This window comes from Bremerella alba (genome assembly GCF_013618625.1).
Classification (GTDB): Bacteria; Planctomycetota; Planctomycetia; order Pirellulales; family Pirellulaceae; genus Bremerella; species Bremerella alba.
Map to the genome: position 1 here is coordinate 21,928 of NZ_JABRWO010000018.1, position 15,584 is coordinate 37,511.

9 protein-coding genes are annotated in these 15,584 nt (G+C 53.4%); 4 read left to right on the forward strand and 5 right to left on the reverse strand.

The features are described from left to right. The first annotated feature begins 424 nt into the window (after positions 1-424). From HOV93_RS23740 to HOV93_RS23755, 4 genes are read left to right on the forward strand one after another with little or no spacing between them, the layout of a single operon-like run. A complete protein-coding gene (locus HOV93_RS23740) occupies positions 425-1,228 on the forward strand; it encodes an ABC transporter ATP-binding protein (protein WP_207399050.1) in 804 nt (267 codons plus the stop codon). Further along, positions 1,225-4,008, forward strand: a complete 2,784-nt coding sequence (locus HOV93_RS23745; protein ID WP_207399051.1) for an ABC transporter permease — start codon at positions 1,225-1,227, stop codon at positions 4,006-4,008. Before HOV93_RS23740 ends, HOV93_RS23745 begins: the two co-directional genes overlap by 4 nt. Positions 4,009-4,040: 32 nt before the next feature. Continuing rightward, positions 4,041-4,805 carry an ABC transporter ATP-binding protein gene (locus tag HOV93_RS23750; protein WP_207399052.1) on the forward strand — a complete coding sequence of 255 codons (765 nt, stop codon included), beginning with the start codon at positions 4,041-4,043 and terminating at the stop codon, positions 4,803-4,805. Beyond that, entirely contained in the window at positions 4,805-7,618 is a 2,814-nt protein-coding gene (locus HOV93_RS23755; protein ID WP_207399053.1) for an ABC transporter permease, read from the forward strand. Before HOV93_RS23750 ends, HOV93_RS23755 begins: the two co-directional genes overlap by 1 nt. A gap of 89 nt (positions 7,619-7,707) precedes the next feature. On the opposite strand, the gene HOV93_RS23760 is transcribed toward HOV93_RS23755, so the two are convergent. The 5 genes from HOV93_RS23760 to HOV93_RS23780 all read right to left on the reverse strand — a co-directional run bounded on the left by HOV93_RS23760 (position 7,708) and on the right by HOV93_RS23780 (position 15,238). Beyond that, positions 7,708-8,658 (reverse strand): AraC family transcriptional regulator, encoded by a 951-nt coding sequence (locus HOV93_RS23760; protein WP_207399054.1) that lies wholly within the window; start codon positions 8,656-8,658, stop codon positions 7,708-7,710. Between the two features lie 41 nt (positions 8,659-8,699). Beyond that, positions 8,700-10,232 carry a DUF1501 domain-containing protein gene (locus tag HOV93_RS23765; protein ID WP_390814354.1) on the reverse strand — a complete coding sequence of 511 codons (1,533 nt, stop codon included), beginning with the start codon at positions 10,230-10,232 and terminating at the stop codon, positions 8,700-8,702. Positions 10,233-10,249: 17 nt separating this feature from the next. Further along, the gene (locus HOV93_RS23770) at positions 10,250-13,582 is read right to left on the reverse strand and encodes a DUF1553 domain-containing protein (RefSeq protein ID WP_207399055.1); all 3,333 of its coding nucleotides are present in this window, start codon (positions 13,580-13,582) and stop codon (positions 10,250-10,252) included. A gap of 201 nt (positions 13,583-13,783) precedes the next feature. Beyond that, entirely contained in the window at positions 13,784-14,185 is a 402-nt protein-coding gene (locus HOV93_RS23775) for a hypothetical protein (protein ID WP_207399056.1), read from the reverse strand. A gap of 66 nt (positions 14,186-14,251) precedes the next feature. Beyond that, positions 14,252-15,238: a DUF1559 domain-containing protein gene (locus tag HOV93_RS23780; protein ID WP_207399080.1), complete on the reverse strand. Its 987-nt coding sequence runs from the start codon at positions 15,236-15,238 to the stop codon at positions 14,252-14,254. Positions 15,239-15,584: the final 346 nt, after the last annotated feature.

The window sequence follows — 15,584 nt, forward strand, 5'->3', positions numbered from 1 at the left end:
GCAAGCAGAGTAACTAAATCGAAAGAAGCGGTTCTTAAGCCGAGTAGCCACAGTCAGCGATATATATCATTAACTGGCTAACGACTGCCTTGCGAGTTAATTCGATGCCCGATATCTTAAAGGGAAATAGATCGCGTTTCTCATAGCGACTGCCAAGCCATATCTACCAGCTAGGCATAGCCATTAGGCAATTTCTGAACAGGCGTTTCGGATAACTTTTGTCACGAAACATTCCGCTTCAGTCGCTGCCGTGATTCCCCCAATCGCCGAATTTGGGCCTCACGAACTCCCTTTTTACTCGCCAGGAAGATGCATCTCGAAAGCCGCGTCATTGATTCTTTGATTTGAATCATAGCGGCAATCACGCAGATGTGATTTCTTCCAAGCAGCTCCACCGAAATCCTGATTGATCGAAGGACGACGTATGTCTAGCGAGAAGATATCCCAGGACGAAGCGATTCAAACAACTCCGTTGCGTGTCGATGACCTCGTCAAGACATTCCACCAAGGAACGAACTTGGTGAAGGCCTTGAACGGCGTTTCGCTCTCTGTTTCAAAAGGCGAGTTCACTGCCATCATGGGCCCTAGCGGCTGTGGCAAGAGCACACTGCTGCACGTCATGGCAGGTCTAACTCGACCTGAATCAGGTGCGGTTTGGGTGGAAGGAGAAAAACTGTCGAGCTTGTCTGACGCCAGGCTGACGGATTTTCGGCGTCGACGAATCGGACTGGTCTTCCAGCAGTTCAACTTGGTGGCAGCGTTGACCGCGCTGGAGAATGTGATGCTTCCTCTCATGGCAGAAGGGGGAAGGGGAACTGCGGGAGCGAAGGATAGAGCCAAGCAATTGCTCGATCGCCTGGGTCTTGGCGACCGTTTCGGGCATCGCCCCGACGCCATGAGTGGTGGCGAGCAACAGAGAGTGGCGATCGCTCGAGCCCTGGTTGCGGATCCGGCGATTATCCTGGCGGACGAACCAACAGGAAGTCTTGACTCGGGCAACGGCAACGCGATCTGTTCTCTGCTGAAGGAGCTGAATCAAGAGGAAGGACGAAGCATTGTCATGGTAACGCATGAGCCTGCCGTTGCGGCTTGGGCCGGTCGGGTTGTCGTGATGAAAGATGGTGTTGTTTGTTCCGATTGGCATGCTGAACAGTTCCCCGATGCCCAATCGTTAGCGATTCGGTATCAAGAAATTGTCTCCGGCCAAGCCGCGGTAGGTGCTGTATGAATCTGACATGGAAATTATTTCTCGCCCACGCGAGACAGCAAAAGGTTCGCTTTCTTCTAACTGCCATGGCAATGATCTCTGCAATTGGGGTCGTTTTGTGGGTAGTCTCCGCCTATGAGGCGATCGCTTCGCAATTCGACGAACAGACAGAAGACTTTGCGGGGAATTACACAACGTTCGTTGTGCCGAAAGATGCGGATCAGAGGATTTCGCAAGAGATAATCTCCGCCGTGTCGAACCATCCGGCCGTAGAGTCGGCTAATCCGGTAATCCAGTTCAAAATGATGTTCCGTCGCGCCGATCCATTACCAGATGGGGGTTCCTCACCGCGACGATTCTGGCCAAGTGTTGTAGGTACCAATTCCACCGGCTCCCGCTATCCACTTTTGGATGGAAGATGGCTTGATCCGAATACCGAGACCGAGACCGTCGTTAGCAGCGGCGTCGCGGACGCGCTTTCGTTGAAACCGGGTGACGCAATTCAATTTCGCACGGAAAGTGAAGAAGTCGTCAAGCTGAATGTGGTTGGCATCGTCCAGCAACCTGAAGCTGAAGTTGAGTTCGCGATGACGCGGACAAAAGGTGGAGCTCCTGGAGGTGTTAATCGTGGGCCGGCGTCGCTGGCAGCCTACGTGCCCAGACAATTGGTTTCCCGGCTAGTCGGCGTTGCAGATACTGCGAATTTATTGGAGGTTCGATTGAAGCCTTCCAAGAAAGCGGACGTGTTAGAGGAAACGATTGCTTCGGCCAGCCCGGCGGTGGAACTCCTTCGAACGGAGGATATCCGCTCGAAGATTTCGTCTGGATTTGAAGCAGAAGGGGCACGGAAGCAAGCGTATTTCGTCACGGCACTATCGATCCTAGCCTCGGCGTTCATTATCTTCACGACTCTTAGCATGGGGGTCAATGAACGCGCTCGACAAATGGCCGTGCTTCGCGCGGTGGGGCTTCGTCGCTCGCAAGTTGCTTGGCTCGTGTTGGCCGAAGCCCTGGTTCTGGCCATGTTTGGCTGGGTCGGAGGCATGGCCGGTGGTTGGTTCTTGCTGCAGATACTTGCCAATGCCACTCCGGATTTGTTCCCAAACGGTATCCAATTGGGAATGGCGAGCGTACTGTTGACGGGGCTCTGTTCATTTCTCGGCGCGCTTTTGGCCTCGGTGTTTCCCATTTGGAAGGCAACCCGCATTAGTCCCTTGGAAGCGATGGCTCCAACACCGATCCGTCCCAAGAACAGTCGGTGGTATGTTGGTGCCACGCTAGTCAGCTTGCTGTTGATTGCCGTCAATCCCGTGCTGGTCTATGCGGTATCCATGCCCGAACGGCTTCGATTCGTCTTGATTCTGTTACTGGGCGCACCGGCGACTATCCTGGGTTTTGCACTACTGGCTCCGCTCGTTGTACTTGGTGTCGAACGGCTTTGTAGTCCACTGATCGCCGTGACAATGCGGCTTCAACTAGGACTGGTCAAAAGCCAGCTGAGTACCAACATGTGGCGGACCACGGGAATTACGGCCTCGTTAATGCTGGGGCTGGGGCTTTATACGGCAACACAGGTGTGGGGCCATTCCATGCTCGGAGGGTTTCTGCCGGGACGTTGGACGCCAGACACGATTGTCAAGTTCGCCAACGGTCTACCGATCGAACAGTTTAAGCAGATCGCCCAGGTGAACGGAGTTAATCCCGAGCGTTGTATAAAAATTGCCGTCGAACAAACCAAACTCGTCGGCGATCCGCTCAAAGCGGCGGAACGAGATTCGGCCGTTCGACAAGACAACGTCTCCCTGATCGGGATCGATTGCGAAAAGGCTTTTTCCGGAAGCGATCCTCTGTTTCACCTTACGTTCCTGCAAGGCGACCAAGAGGAAGCACTCGCGAAACTAAAAGAGGGGCGTTATTGCTTGGTGCCGGATACGTTTGATCGTCTCGCTGGGCTGAAGGTAGGCGATCGGATCACGATGATTCCTCCTAATCGCCCTAAAGATCCGGTCGAATACACAATCGCCGGCATCGTTTCTATGCCTGGTTCCAACTGGATCACGAAAACCACGGGGCTTCGACGCCATTTCGTACGAACTGCAGGGATTGTTTTCGCTCCGGAAACCGAAGTTCGAGAAGACTTTGCCTTACCGGTACTCGAGTATCTCTGGCTGGATCCTGAATCGGACGTGACGGGCGAGCAATTGCAGAAGAACCTCATGTCGCTAGTTGCCGCAGGACCATCCGTCCAGGCTGAAGCACGTGAACCAGGAGGCATCGGGCCAGGACGCCGCGTCGGAGGCTTAGGACGCGATGAATTGCAGGTTACATCGCTGGAAGATGTTCGCAAAAGCATGCGGGGTCGTGGAGGCGCTGCAATTGCGGCAATGGGTTGGCTTCCGCTGATCACGCTTCTCGTGGTGTCGTTGGGAATTGTGAATACGATGGCGGCGTCGGTTCGCGCACGACGCTGGGAATTTGGCATCCTGCGAGCCGTTGGTTTACGACGCTTCGGTTTGGTCAAGCTTATCGTTTCAGAAGCGATCATGATCGGGCTGGTTGCCAGCGGTCTAAGCTTAGCATTTGGGATACTGACCGGATGGACCTGTCTGGGATTAGTCCGGTATGTCAGTAATCAATGGTTCGAGGGCGTTAGCACGCCGTTGGTTGTGCCGTGGTCCTCGCTTGTGTTTGGTTATGTTCTCACTTTTGTTCTTTGCTTTTTAGCGGCGATCTGGCCAGCGATCACATCAGGCAGGTCAGAACCTCTGTCGTTATTGCAGTCTGGTCGCGCATCTACATAGAACGACAACCATCTTATTTGGAAAGTACTCTGATGAATTTCTCTTCTCAGACGTCTCCACCGTTGGTGGTTGAGAGAGTCGTTAAGAAATTTAGGCGTGCCCAGACAGTCGTCACTGCGTTGAGCGGTGTCGACCTAACGGTTCGTGCAGGCGAGTTCATGGTCATCATGGGTGCTTCCGGATCAGGTAAGAGCACCTTACTGCACGCCATGGCGGGTTTGACCGATGTGGACGAAGGGAAAGTGCTTGTCAATGGTCAGGATCTTTCTCCGCTCAGCGATGTTCAATTGACTAAATTTCGCGGAAAAGAAATTGGGCTGGTATTCCAGGCTTTTAACCTGATTCCAAGTTTGAGCGCGGAAGAGAACATTCGACTGCCTGCTCCTGCCGGTAGCGATCTTGCCGAGCGTGTCGTTCAGCTACTTCAGCGGCTTAACCTCCAAGGCAGGAGACTTCATAAGCCTGGCGCATTATCAGGCGGAGAGCAACAACGCGTTGCCATCGCCAGAGCTTTGATCTGTGATCCGGCAATTGTTCTGGCGGACGAACCAACGGGAAGCCTCGACTATGACGCAGGACAGCATATTTGCCAACTGCTGCAGGAGTTGGCAAGGGACCATGGGCGTACCATTATCGCGGTTACTCACGAGCCGAATGTTGCTATGTGGGCGGATCGGGTAGTCGTAATGCGGGACGGGAGGAACGTCGACGAATTCAATCCTGACGGCTCTCGTGACCCGCAGAAGGTGGCCATTCAGTACCAAGGTTTGTTGCGTCGTCCGATGGAGTCCGTTTGATGCAGAAGGTGTTACCCCTGGCCTGGGCGTTTTTATGGGAGTCTCCAGTTCGCGTGATGCTCGCCATCGTGGCTACAGCGGCCGCGACATGCCTGGTTATCTGGATCGCAAGTGGCTACGACGCGTTAGAAAAAACGTTCGACGATTATGCCAATCTATCCATGGGACGCTACGAGTTGGCCATTGCGCCTATTGGCCTGAAAGAAGAAGCGTTCGTCCCACCGGAAGTGCTCGAGGACCTGAAGTCAGATACCCGTGTGACAATTGCTGATCCGATGTGGGTTTATCGTGCGGAAGTACTCCCGCCCAGATCCGCGAGCCGATCCGTTCATCGCGGCAGAGGCTCTGATGAAGATGGTCCGCCAAAGGGATTTGACGGAGGTCCGAATGCCAGACCTCCTGGTAGTTTGCCGGGTACGTTGTTGCTGATCACCGACGCCTCGGAAGCACCATTCGAGATGCTTCGAGGCGATTGGCTGTCTACGGAAGCAGTGAATGTACCGCAAGCGGTAGTCCGAACGGAGACGGCAGAAAGGATGGCGATTGATGTTGGCGATAGGCTGACGCTGAAGCAGGATGATCAAGATCATCAGTTGCAGGTGATTGGAATTCTCAATGCGCCTAAGCTGAAAGGGGCAGGGGATTCGGCTCTGACAATTCTCGCTCCCAGCAAAGGCGAGATCTTTATAACCAGTGCTGCTGCAGAACGGGTGCTGTCGAAACCCTTTAAGATTAGCCTGATTGCCATTTCGCTGAAGGAAGAAACCAATATCAACAAGTTTCGTTTCGGTTGGGCACCGCAGCTTGCCTCGTACGAGACGCCTGTCCAGTTCCAGCAAGCGTTTGAAGTGGAAGAGGCATTAGACCAGAGTTCAGCCGCGGCAAATGTTCGGCTTCAGTCCTTTGCCGCGACGGGTATTTCCATGTTGGTTGCGTTGCTGGTCGTGCTATGCACGCTGAGCATGGGAGTCAACGAACGTATCCGCCAATACGCGATTCTTCGGTCCCTTTCTTTTACACGCTTTCAGATCGCCCAGTTGATTGTATTAGAAGGTCTTTTCCTCGGCGGCCTTGGCTTACTAACCGGCCTTGCGATCAGTTGGGGCGTCCTATTAATTGTATCTAGTGCGGCTTCGCAAATGCTCGATCATGGCGTGATGCTGGGACGCTACAGCATCTTGCTCGCAATGGCGGCGACGCTAGGCGGGGCTGTACTCGCATCGCTGATACCTGCGTACAGGGCAATGCGTGTAAAACCCATCGACGCGATGGCTCCCTTCGTGGAAGTTTCTGGACAAAAATCGTTTTCGCGAGTCGGGCTCATGGTTGGGCTCGGTTTAATAGCCGTGAATCCAGTTTTGACTTTCCTCGTTCCTCCACCCTTCGAGGCCGAAATCCCAGTAATGATGACTGTTGGGTTCGTCTGTATGACAATCGGCTTTGTTTTGATTGCTCCCGCGATAGTTGTTGGAGTTGATCGGTCGCTCAGCCCTGGGCTGGCCCGCGTGATGAAAATCGATCGTAAGCTGCTGGCTTCGCAGATAACTAACCATTTGTGGCGAACGGTTGGGGCTTCAATTTCTCTGGCAGTCGGCGTTGGGCTTTTTATCGGAATTCAGGTTTGGGGATACACGATGCTGGAAGGGTTCATCCCGGGACCATGGACCCCCGATGCGCTTCTGCAATTCAATTCTGGCAGTCTTCTTCCCTCAGAAACGAGTGCTGTCGCGATTGTGCCAGGAATAGATCCAGAGCGAAGTTTTCCAATTGTCGTCGAGCAACCCCGCCTTAGTGAAGATCTGACCAACAGTGCAGAGCGTGCTTCGGTCATCCGTCAGGATAATATTGTCCTTGTCGGCATCGATGCGAAGAGAGCCTTCTCGGGAAGCGATCCATTTCTAAAGTTCGAGTGGGTGGAAGGTACGCCCGAAGAAGCAATTGGCAAACTGGCCTCCGGAAGAGGTTGCATCGTCCCTGATCACTTTCTGCGGGAGACGGGACTGAATCTCGGCGACTACTTCACATTAGTGCCGCCAGAGAACGCTGAGAAGGTTGTCTCTTATGAAATCGCAGGCGCCGTCAAGCTGCCAGGTTGGCATTGGCAGACCAAGCTGACAGGCTTCCGCACACGTACACATCGCGCCGCCGCACTGGTTTTTGCCAACTATGAACCGGTAGCGGAAGACTTTGACCTTTCGCAAGCGTCCCACCTCTGGTTCGATTTCACGTCGTTGGACGCCGACCCCCAAAAGATTCAAGAGCAGGCAAGTCAGCTTTACGCAAAAAGTAAAGAGATGAAGGACACCGGCGAGAACAATCGGGAAGAAGCTGACGTGCAAATTATCCCAGTCAATCAAATCAGGGAAAGAACGCGAGGAGCAGCTCGACGCTGGATTTGGTTGGTAAGCCAGGTCCCGCTTATCGCGTCGCTAATCGCTACTTTGGGTGTTCTCAATGTTTTCCTCGCGTCAGTTCGTGCACGCCGCTGGGAATTTGGTGTCTTAAGAGCCATCGGAATCACCAGCTCGACCATTATCCGTACTGTGTTGGCCGAAGGTCTTTTGATCGGCATATCGGCAGGTCTATTAAGTGTCAGTTTTGGCGTAATGTGTGGCTGGTGCGGATGCGGTATCGCGCAGTACATGAGCTTTTTTGGTGGTATGCATCCAGATCTTGTGATCCCGTGGGACGCCATCGCAATGGGGCTTATCGGGCTGGTCCTTCTTGCAACGCTCAGCGCTGCCTGGCCAGCCTATTCGATCGGGAAGACTCGTCCGCTTGTGTTGCTGCAAGAGGGCCGGAGTTCCATTTAACTGACCCTCGAACATCGTAGCTTGTTAACCATTGCATGGAATCTTATTGCCAGTCACTTTGTACAGACATTGATTCGGTAAAAACAAATTTATCGAATGGAATCGCTCTTGGTTGGGGGAAGTGCCTTGTGTCGTGCTTTTTCTAGTTGTCGATAGGTTGACGGCGAGACTCCCTTCAGCTTCAAGAATATGCGGTTAAAGTTTGAGAGATTCGAGAAGCCAGTGCGGTATGCGATCACACTAATCGGTTCAAGAGTTGTCTGTAAGAGTCGCGACGCATTCGAGATACGCACTTGGTTCACAAATTGGCTGAAACTAACGCCGGTGCATTTAGGAAAGTGTCGGCTGAAGGTGGCCTTGCTCATTTGAACTAAGTCGAGCACTTCCTGTAACTGGATATCGGTGTCGTAGTGTTCCATGATCCAGTTGACTGTCTTCTGCATCTCGACGTAGTTCACGATGCTTTGATGATTGTCGAAGCGGATAGTGGAAATCTGACGGGCTTGTTGCGTATGAATACTTGCTAGTGTTCCCAGCAATTGAATGAGCTGACCATGCGTTTCCAAGTGATTGGTGGGGATATTGGCGGCAAGGCCCCGTAAAATGCGTATCGATGCTTCACAGAATCGGGCGGGAATTTCGATGCCATTGGCAGCTCGCTCGACTAGCTTGACCATCTCGGTTCGACCGAGGTCCGTCAATGAATTCATGATTCGCGTATCACTGAACTGGACACACACGCCGGAAGAAGGGCCATGGAAGTCCCAGGAATGAGGAAGCCCCCGGCCTAACACGACTAAATCAGAATCGCCGGCGATCTCCTTGGTTTCATTCCCAACAACACGGACCCCATTGCCCGATTCCACCAAGGTAATTTCAACCTCGTAGTGCCAATGCCATTGGCCGCCGGTTCCTTGCATAGGCCTGAATTGGCCGATTTTCGCATCGAGCGTCTCGACCTGATTCACATCGGCATTCCAGCGCAGAATACGAAAGCATTCACTGGGTGGCAGGTCAATGGTTTCGTAGTTGATCGGCATGTGCTGCGGGTAAGAGAGGGGGTGACGCCACTTGCATTGGCTTAGGCGAGGATCTCTTGAATGACATTCCCGTGCACATCGGTCAGGCGACGTTCGAGTCCGTTGTAATAATACGTCAACCGCTCGTGGTCGAGTCCCAGCAGATGCAGGATCGTGGCATGGAAATCATGCACGTCGACGACGTTCTCCAGAGCCTTGTGGCCAAACTCGTCGGTCGCTCCAAAGGTGAAGGGGGCTTTCACGCCCGCCCCGGCCAGCCAGCATGTGAAGCCATCGGGATTGTGATCTCGACCGCTGGCGCCAAGCTGGAACGTCGGCATGCGTCCGAATTCTGTACACCAGACGACCAACGTATCCTCGAGTAGCCCACGCTGTTTCATGTCTTTCAGTAACGCGGCCGTCGGCTGATCGAGGACCGGGCCATGGACACTGTACTGCGATTCAAGTGACTTGTGTCCATCCCAGTTGCTCACTCCTTCGCCGCCTGTCTGGTAAGCACCATTGAAAAGCTGTACGAATCGCACGCCTTGCTCGACGAGCCTCCTGGCCAGAATGCAGTTTCGTGCGTAGGCGGCTTTCAATGTGTTCTGCGCGTCATCGGCACCGTACATCTTAAGCGTTTCTGCCGACTCAGTCGAAAGGTCACTCACTTCCGGTACCGTCATCTGCATGCGCGCGGCCAACTCGTAGCTTGAAATGCGCGCGGCCAATTCGGTATCGCCGGGAAACTGCTCGAGATGACGCTGATTTAAGTCATTAAGGAAGTTGCGTGTGGCTGTGTCGGTCTTTGCATTGATACCGGCAGGACGCTTTAAATTGCGAATCGGATTGTTGGCATTAAAGTCGGTGCCTTGATAGGCGGCAGGCAGAAAACCAGGCCCCCAGTTATTCACCGAGGCTTGTGGAGTACCCCGCGGATCAGGGATTGCGACATAGGCCGGCAAGTTTTGATTCTCACTTCCCAATGCATAAGTCGCCCAGGCGCCCATGCTGGGATACCCATCGAGCGTAAACCCGGTGGACATATAGTTCTCGCCCGGGCCGTGCGTGTTCGTTTTACCGGTAATGGAATGTAGAAAGCAAATGTCATCGGCCATCTCGCCCAAGTGGGGCACCAGGTCGGAAATCATTTTGCCCGACTGGCCGCATGGGCGAAACTTCCAGGGGCTTTTCGTAAGGTTGCCTTGTTGCCCCTGAAAGGTGACTAGTTTGTCAGCTCCCGGCATCGGTTGCCCGTGCCGTTTGAGAAGTTCCGGCTTGTAGTCGAACGTATCGAGGTGGCTGCATGCTCCGCTGCAAAAAATGACAATCACATTCTTGGCAGCGGCAGGCATGTGTGCGGGCCGCGCGGCGAAGGGGTGGCCTGCATCGATCTGCGGACGGATCGCCGACTTTCCTCCTACGGAGCGGGCATCCCCCGAACTTTCCCCCAGCAGTTTATCTTGGGCTAGCATCAAGGACAACGCGATGCTGCCCATACCAGTTGCCGTACTACTAAGGAACTTGCGGCGATCCAACATGTGGAGCCCCTGCGGCAGATTCGCAGCCTGATGGTTATTTTTGTGCGGTTTCATGGCCATCTCGTGCTGGGCTATTGGATAAACAGGAATTCGTTGCTATTGAGCAAGGCCCGGCAAAATGCGGTCAGTCCTTGCTGTTGGATAAATTCATGGCTTGTATCTTGCTCTTGCTGCGTCGGCGGTCGTCCGTAGCATAGCTCTATCGCCAGAGCGATTTGAGCCTCTGGTTGGGCGGCCTCATTTTTAAGCCGTTGCGCGAACAATTCGGCCTGCTGAAGCAGAAAGGGACTATTAAACAAGTTCAGCGCCTGCAGAGGTGTGGTCGACCGCGTTCGCTTGGCAATTGACGTTGCGGCATCGGGGCAATCGAATTGGCCGAAGACGGCATCCTTTTCCATACGCACTTTCGTCATGTAGACCATTCGCCGCCAGTCCTCCGGACCAAAGCTCTTCTTCGGGTGATAATGCCGAACGTTCTCGGCTTCGACTTGGAAGGCGCTGAATCCAGGGCCTCCCATGCTCAGGTCTAAGACACCAGATACGGCCAGAATCGAGTCACGTATGGGCTCTGCTTCCAATCGATGTGGCGGGTAACGCCATAAAAACTCTGTCCCTCCATCCACTTTTAAACCTGCCGAGTTGGGGCGACTCGACTGCTGGTAAGTAGCGGATTGCAAAATGAGCCGATGAATATACTTCAACGACCAATCGTTGCGTATCAATTCGGCCGCCAGCCAGTCCAATAGCCCTGGATGTGTCGGAGGAATTCCAGCAGCGCCAAAATCGCTAGGCGTATCGACTAGGCCCTTCCCGAAATGGAACTGCCAAAGCCTATTTACCATGACACGGGCTGTCAGAGGATTTTCCGGGGATGCGATCCACTGGGCCAGTTCTTTGCGTCGGTCCGCTTCCGAGCTATCGGCGGCCAACGGCAAACTCGTGAAGATCTCAGGCGCATTGGGGGGAACTTGCTCGCGTTTCTCCAACGGCTCGCCACGATACAGTCGATGCGTCGGACCTGGCTGCTTGTAGGTGCCAGAGTATACTCGATCGGGTTTGCTGGCAGATTTTAGCTGCGTTTGTACATGCTGAAGTTCGTCCAACCAAGCCTTCCCGGCGGCAGCCTGCTCTGCGGGCAAGTGGTCGAACCGATAGATCTTTTCCGCAGGCATGGTGGGCGCAGCTGTTGGCAAACGGTCGGACGAATGAGCGACCGTTCGCCACTGCATTCCGTCGAGCGAAGTCTCGATCCGGTAAAGGGTTGCCAGACGATCGGTGTACTTTCCCTCTTGGTCACGCGACCACTCAATGCGATCGATCATGTAGGTCTGGGGGAGTTCGATTTGCACCCAACCGGTTTTGCTATCGGCGATCCAGCTGAAATCATTCGAGTAACGGCCATCGTTGATGTGCTTCAGTTTGTGAATCGGGTGGCCTTTTAACGATCCTGAGGCGGTCGGCACGCCCCCCTGGTCAGCCAGACCAACGTTTTGATCGCCGGAATAAATGGCCAACTCATCCAAGCAAGGATTTCCTCTATTGGTGGCTTCTATCACGAAGCGGACATATTTTGCCTCTTGGGCTTCAATCCGCTCGACATTTCCGGCAGGGTCAAGTGCTTCACGAAAGATAGGCTGGGGGGACGTTTTCTCATCGAGGTCTTGCACGTGTTCCAGCAGCAAAACATCCGCCGTTAATGCAGATCCAGTTGAGCCTCCGACCAGCAAAATCTGATCGTCGCTGTCGAGCGTGGCGACCGCCGCGTTAAAGAATCCGCTCCATAGTGGCTCGTTCTTTAAGGAAACCTCGCCATTGGCAAAATGCTGTTGATTGACAATCGCGATTTCTTCCCAGTCGCCATGCGTGCTTGGATCTCCATCTCGATCAATCACATACTGGGCATCTTGGCAGTGAGTGTCATAACCACATCCCCACGACAGCCAAATGCGATACTTCCCGGTTGCTTGAGGCGCCCAGGCAAAGACAGCCTTGTCGGCTTGATGTTTCCACCACGAGTACTTTCCACCACTCACATTTGGCGATTGATTTGTGTCGCCGGAATCGTTGGCCTGTCCACGCGCCTTCCCTTTACGGTTGGAGCCGACGCCTGCAATCTCGGAGAGACGCTTAACCGCCTCTCCTGCGTTTTGGGGATCGTCATCAATCAAGACAAAACGACCTCCATCAACTCGTGCGACGAAAGGGGATAATTCTATTTCTAATTGGGCAACCTTGCTGCGAAGAGTCTGGACTTTCTGTTGAGCTTCTTCGGAAAGTGGCAAGTTCATATCGCCATGATTCACTCCGGCGAAGATAGCCTGCATCGAGTAATAGTCGGTTTGCAGAATAGGATCGAACTTGTGATTGTGGCACCGGGCACAACCGACTGTCAGGCCGAGAAACGCCGTCGAGGTCGTGTTGATTATGTCGTCTAGCTCATTCTGTCGCTGCATGAGCGTTAAGTTAACGTCGGGACTTTTTACCTGATCGTAGGGCCCAGCAACGAGGTAACCCATGGCGATGGGGGCATCAAAGCTGTCACCGGCAATCTGTTCGCGGATAAACTGATCGTACGGCATGTCTTCGTTGAACGCTCGCACAACGTAATCTCGATATCGCCACGCGTTAGGGCGTTCGCGATTGGTCTCGAATCCATGCGTTTCGGCGAATCGCACCAGGTCGAGCCAATGCGTGGCCCAACGTTGTCCAAAGTAAGGACTCTCGAGCATCTGATGAATGATTCGATCGGTGGCGTCCGGGTCTTCGTCACGCAGATAAGATTTCATCGCATCTGGCGCGACCGGCAGGCCCAGCAGGTCGAGGGAAAGTCGGCGAACGAGAGTACGCCGATCGGCTACCGGGTTCGGCTGCAAACCCCTCTCATTCAGTTTCGCGAGGATGAAATGGTCGATAGGGTTTCGCGCCCAATCGCTTTCGACTTGAGGAACTTCAATGGGAACAACCGGTTGAAAAGCCCAGTGGTCGGTGGTGCGTTTCTCTTCTTCCACAACGCCATGCGGGCCAGGCCACGGGGCGTCCTGGTCGATCCAGGCCCGAAGCAAGGCGATCTCTTGGTCGTTTAACGCATCGTCTGCGTCAGGTGGCATTCGCAAGTCGGCTTCTAGTCCCGCCACGAGTCGAATCAGATGGCTTTCCTCGCTCTTGCCGATCACGATTCCTGGTTCGCCCGAGTCTCCGCCGCGTAGTACAGATGACTTACGGTCGAGGCGAAAGTTGCCTTCCTGCCCAAACTCTCCGTGGCAATCGTGGCACTTGGCTTCAAGCAGAGGAAATATATCCCGCTGGAAATCGATTTGCTTTTCAGCGGCTGGCGGCAATTCGACTCCCCAAACGGTCGTTTGGGTCAGCAGTGCCAGATAAAATGCCAAGCAATAACGAACCATGCCGTGGCCTCGATTGTTCATCATAAGGAAAGGTAAACAGTGCTGCCGCACGTAAAGTATGGTGTCCTTGCATGCGGCGATCGACTGAACATTAGGAGGGATCGATTCAAAGGTGGGGTATTGGCAACATACTCGGTAAGTATGATCTCAGGCAACTATTTCCTGCTCGGTGTTGGAAAACAGAACGTTTCGAGGCAGATCTCAGTCTTCCAATTCAATTCGAAGTTCCGGGTTGTCCTTTGCGAGGACTTTCTGCCGGAGCGGAGTTGACTTTATTTCCGAGTATCTCATCGGAATTTCAGACTTCGTGGCACTATATAAATCACCCGATGGCTGTGCGTACTTTTGGACAAGTACACGGTGTTCGCCTGGAATTGCTCCATCTCCTGGGGCGAATGTCATCAGTTCAAACTTTCCATCGACATTGGTCGTGCCGCTCGCAGGTCTCCCACTGTCTGGTATCAACGAGATGCTCGCATTGGCCAGAGGTTTTCCTTCGTACAACAAGACCCCCTTTACGGGAGCCGTGGCTGGATAGTCCGAGTTACCGGAGCAACCCCAGGCAAAGCAGCAGAGCAAAAGCCCCAACAATAAACGCAGCATAACAGGCGGTCTCCGTGATGATTCACTTAGGGAACGAGCAAAGAATGAGAACATCTTGCTGCGAAGTTAAAATTCTCCGAGAACTCTTCCATCACGACGATCCCCGAGACCTTGGTAGGTCACCATGTCGAGTGTTTCGGGGAGAAATCGAACCGACCCGTCACATAATACAAATTGGGCGCCACCGGCATGGAGTGACTTGAAGCCTTGGGAAGCTCCCCATTGTCCGGTGTGCTGATTGCAGCCGGTTCCTGTTCCTGGGGCACCTTCGCATGTGTTGAAATTGATGGCGACGCCGGTGCCAGTGTAGACCGAGTTAAAACCCATCCATCCATCGCGAGTATGCGCCGCACATTTGGGGCGAATCTCACCCATGGCGATCGTGTTGGTGAGGCCGTCAGTAATGTCACGCATTCTGGCCGACCAAGCCCAGTGACCGAAAACGCCTGAGATCTGGTTTGGGTCGAGCGTGTCGGAACGGGTCACAGGGCCGTTACCGAAGTAGTTGTTGTGTGTACCACATGGTGAATTGGCTTGGCTTCCCATGCTGAACGAATAATTCGTCAACGCGCGATCTTCACCATTAGAACTCGCGTTATGCGCTGCCCCATCCTTCCAGCGTCCTGGGTGGTCATCGGATGGACAAATGATTGTGGAAATGATGATCGAACTTACTTTCTCACCATCCGCAGTAACGCTCACGTTGACGGTATCGCCGGTAAAGTTGCAAACGTCGTGGAGGGCAGACTGTTCAAGAAAAGGCAGTAGCTTGACGTATTGGCTGCCCTTGTGGCTATCGTGATTTGTGCCCCAGGTTCCAGACATAACCGGCGAGGCAGTGGGGAAAACGTTGAAGGTGTCGTGATAGTTGTGGAGAGCCAATCCGATTTGCTTGAGATGATTGGCACACTGAATTCTTCTCGCCGCTTCTCGGGCCTGTTGAACGGCTGGCAGAAGCAGCGCAATCAAGACCCCGATGATAGCTATGACCACCAGAAGTTCGACCAAAGTAAACCCTCGATCAGCGACTCGTCTGCGGAAAGCAAAAGACATATTGAAGGACTCCGAAGTAGCTTAAAGCGTTAGGAAGAGATTCTAGAGAAGGAAGGTATTGAAACTGGTACTTAGAAATAAAACCGCGTCGAATGTCTAATTTATTATCACGCCAGTAGGCCGAATGTTGGGTAGCGAGACGAGCCATAATGAACCGATCTAACCAGCAAACTACTTGAGATCATTTGCATTGCTCGTGTAGTTAAGGGAGCAGAAACCCAGCCTGGATAGTACTTTATTTTAAATAAAATATTATCGCTACGTCTGAGGGATCAATGTTTGATACTATTGTCTCATGGGTGTTGGCTGAGATCAGGCTTAGTTTGCAAACACATTCTGATCCTGA

Excerpts from the sequence above, each read along its gene's own strand:
- HOV93_RS23760 (WP_207399054.1), bottom strand. The coding sequence starts at position 8,658 with ATGCCGATCAACTACGAAACCATTGACCTGCCACCCAGTGAATGCTTT.
- HOV93_RS23750 (WP_207399052.1), top strand. The coding sequence starts at position 4,041 with ATGAATTTCTCTTCTCAGACGTCTCCACCGTTGGTGGTTGAGAGAGTC.
- HOV93_RS23775 (WP_207399056.1), bottom strand. The coding sequence starts at position 14,185 with ATGCTGCGTTTATTGTTGGGGCTTTTGCTCTGCTGCTTTGCCTGGGGT.
- HOV93_RS23745 (WP_207399051.1), top strand. The coding sequence starts at position 1,225 with ATGAATCTGACATGGAAATTATTTCTCGCCCACGCGAGACAGCAAAAG.
- HOV93_RS23780 (WP_207399080.1), bottom strand. The coding sequence starts at position 15,238 with ATGTCTTTTGCTTTCCGCAGACGAGTCGCTGATCGAGGGTTTACTTTG.
- HOV93_RS23755 (WP_207399053.1), top strand. The coding sequence starts at position 4,805 with ATGCAGAAGGTGTTACCCCTGGCCTGGGCGTTTTTATGGGAGTCTCCA.
- HOV93_RS23770 (WP_207399055.1), bottom strand. The coding sequence starts at position 13,582 with ATGGTTCGTTATTGCTTGGCATTTTATCTGGCACTGCTGACCCAAACG.
- HOV93_RS23765 (WP_390814354.1), bottom strand. The coding sequence starts at position 10,232 with ATGAAACCGCACAAAAATAACCATCAGGCTGCGAATCTGCCGCAGGGG.
- HOV93_RS23740 (WP_207399050.1), top strand. The coding sequence starts at position 425 with ATGTCTAGCGAGAAGATATCCCAGGACGAAGCGATTCAAACAACTCCG.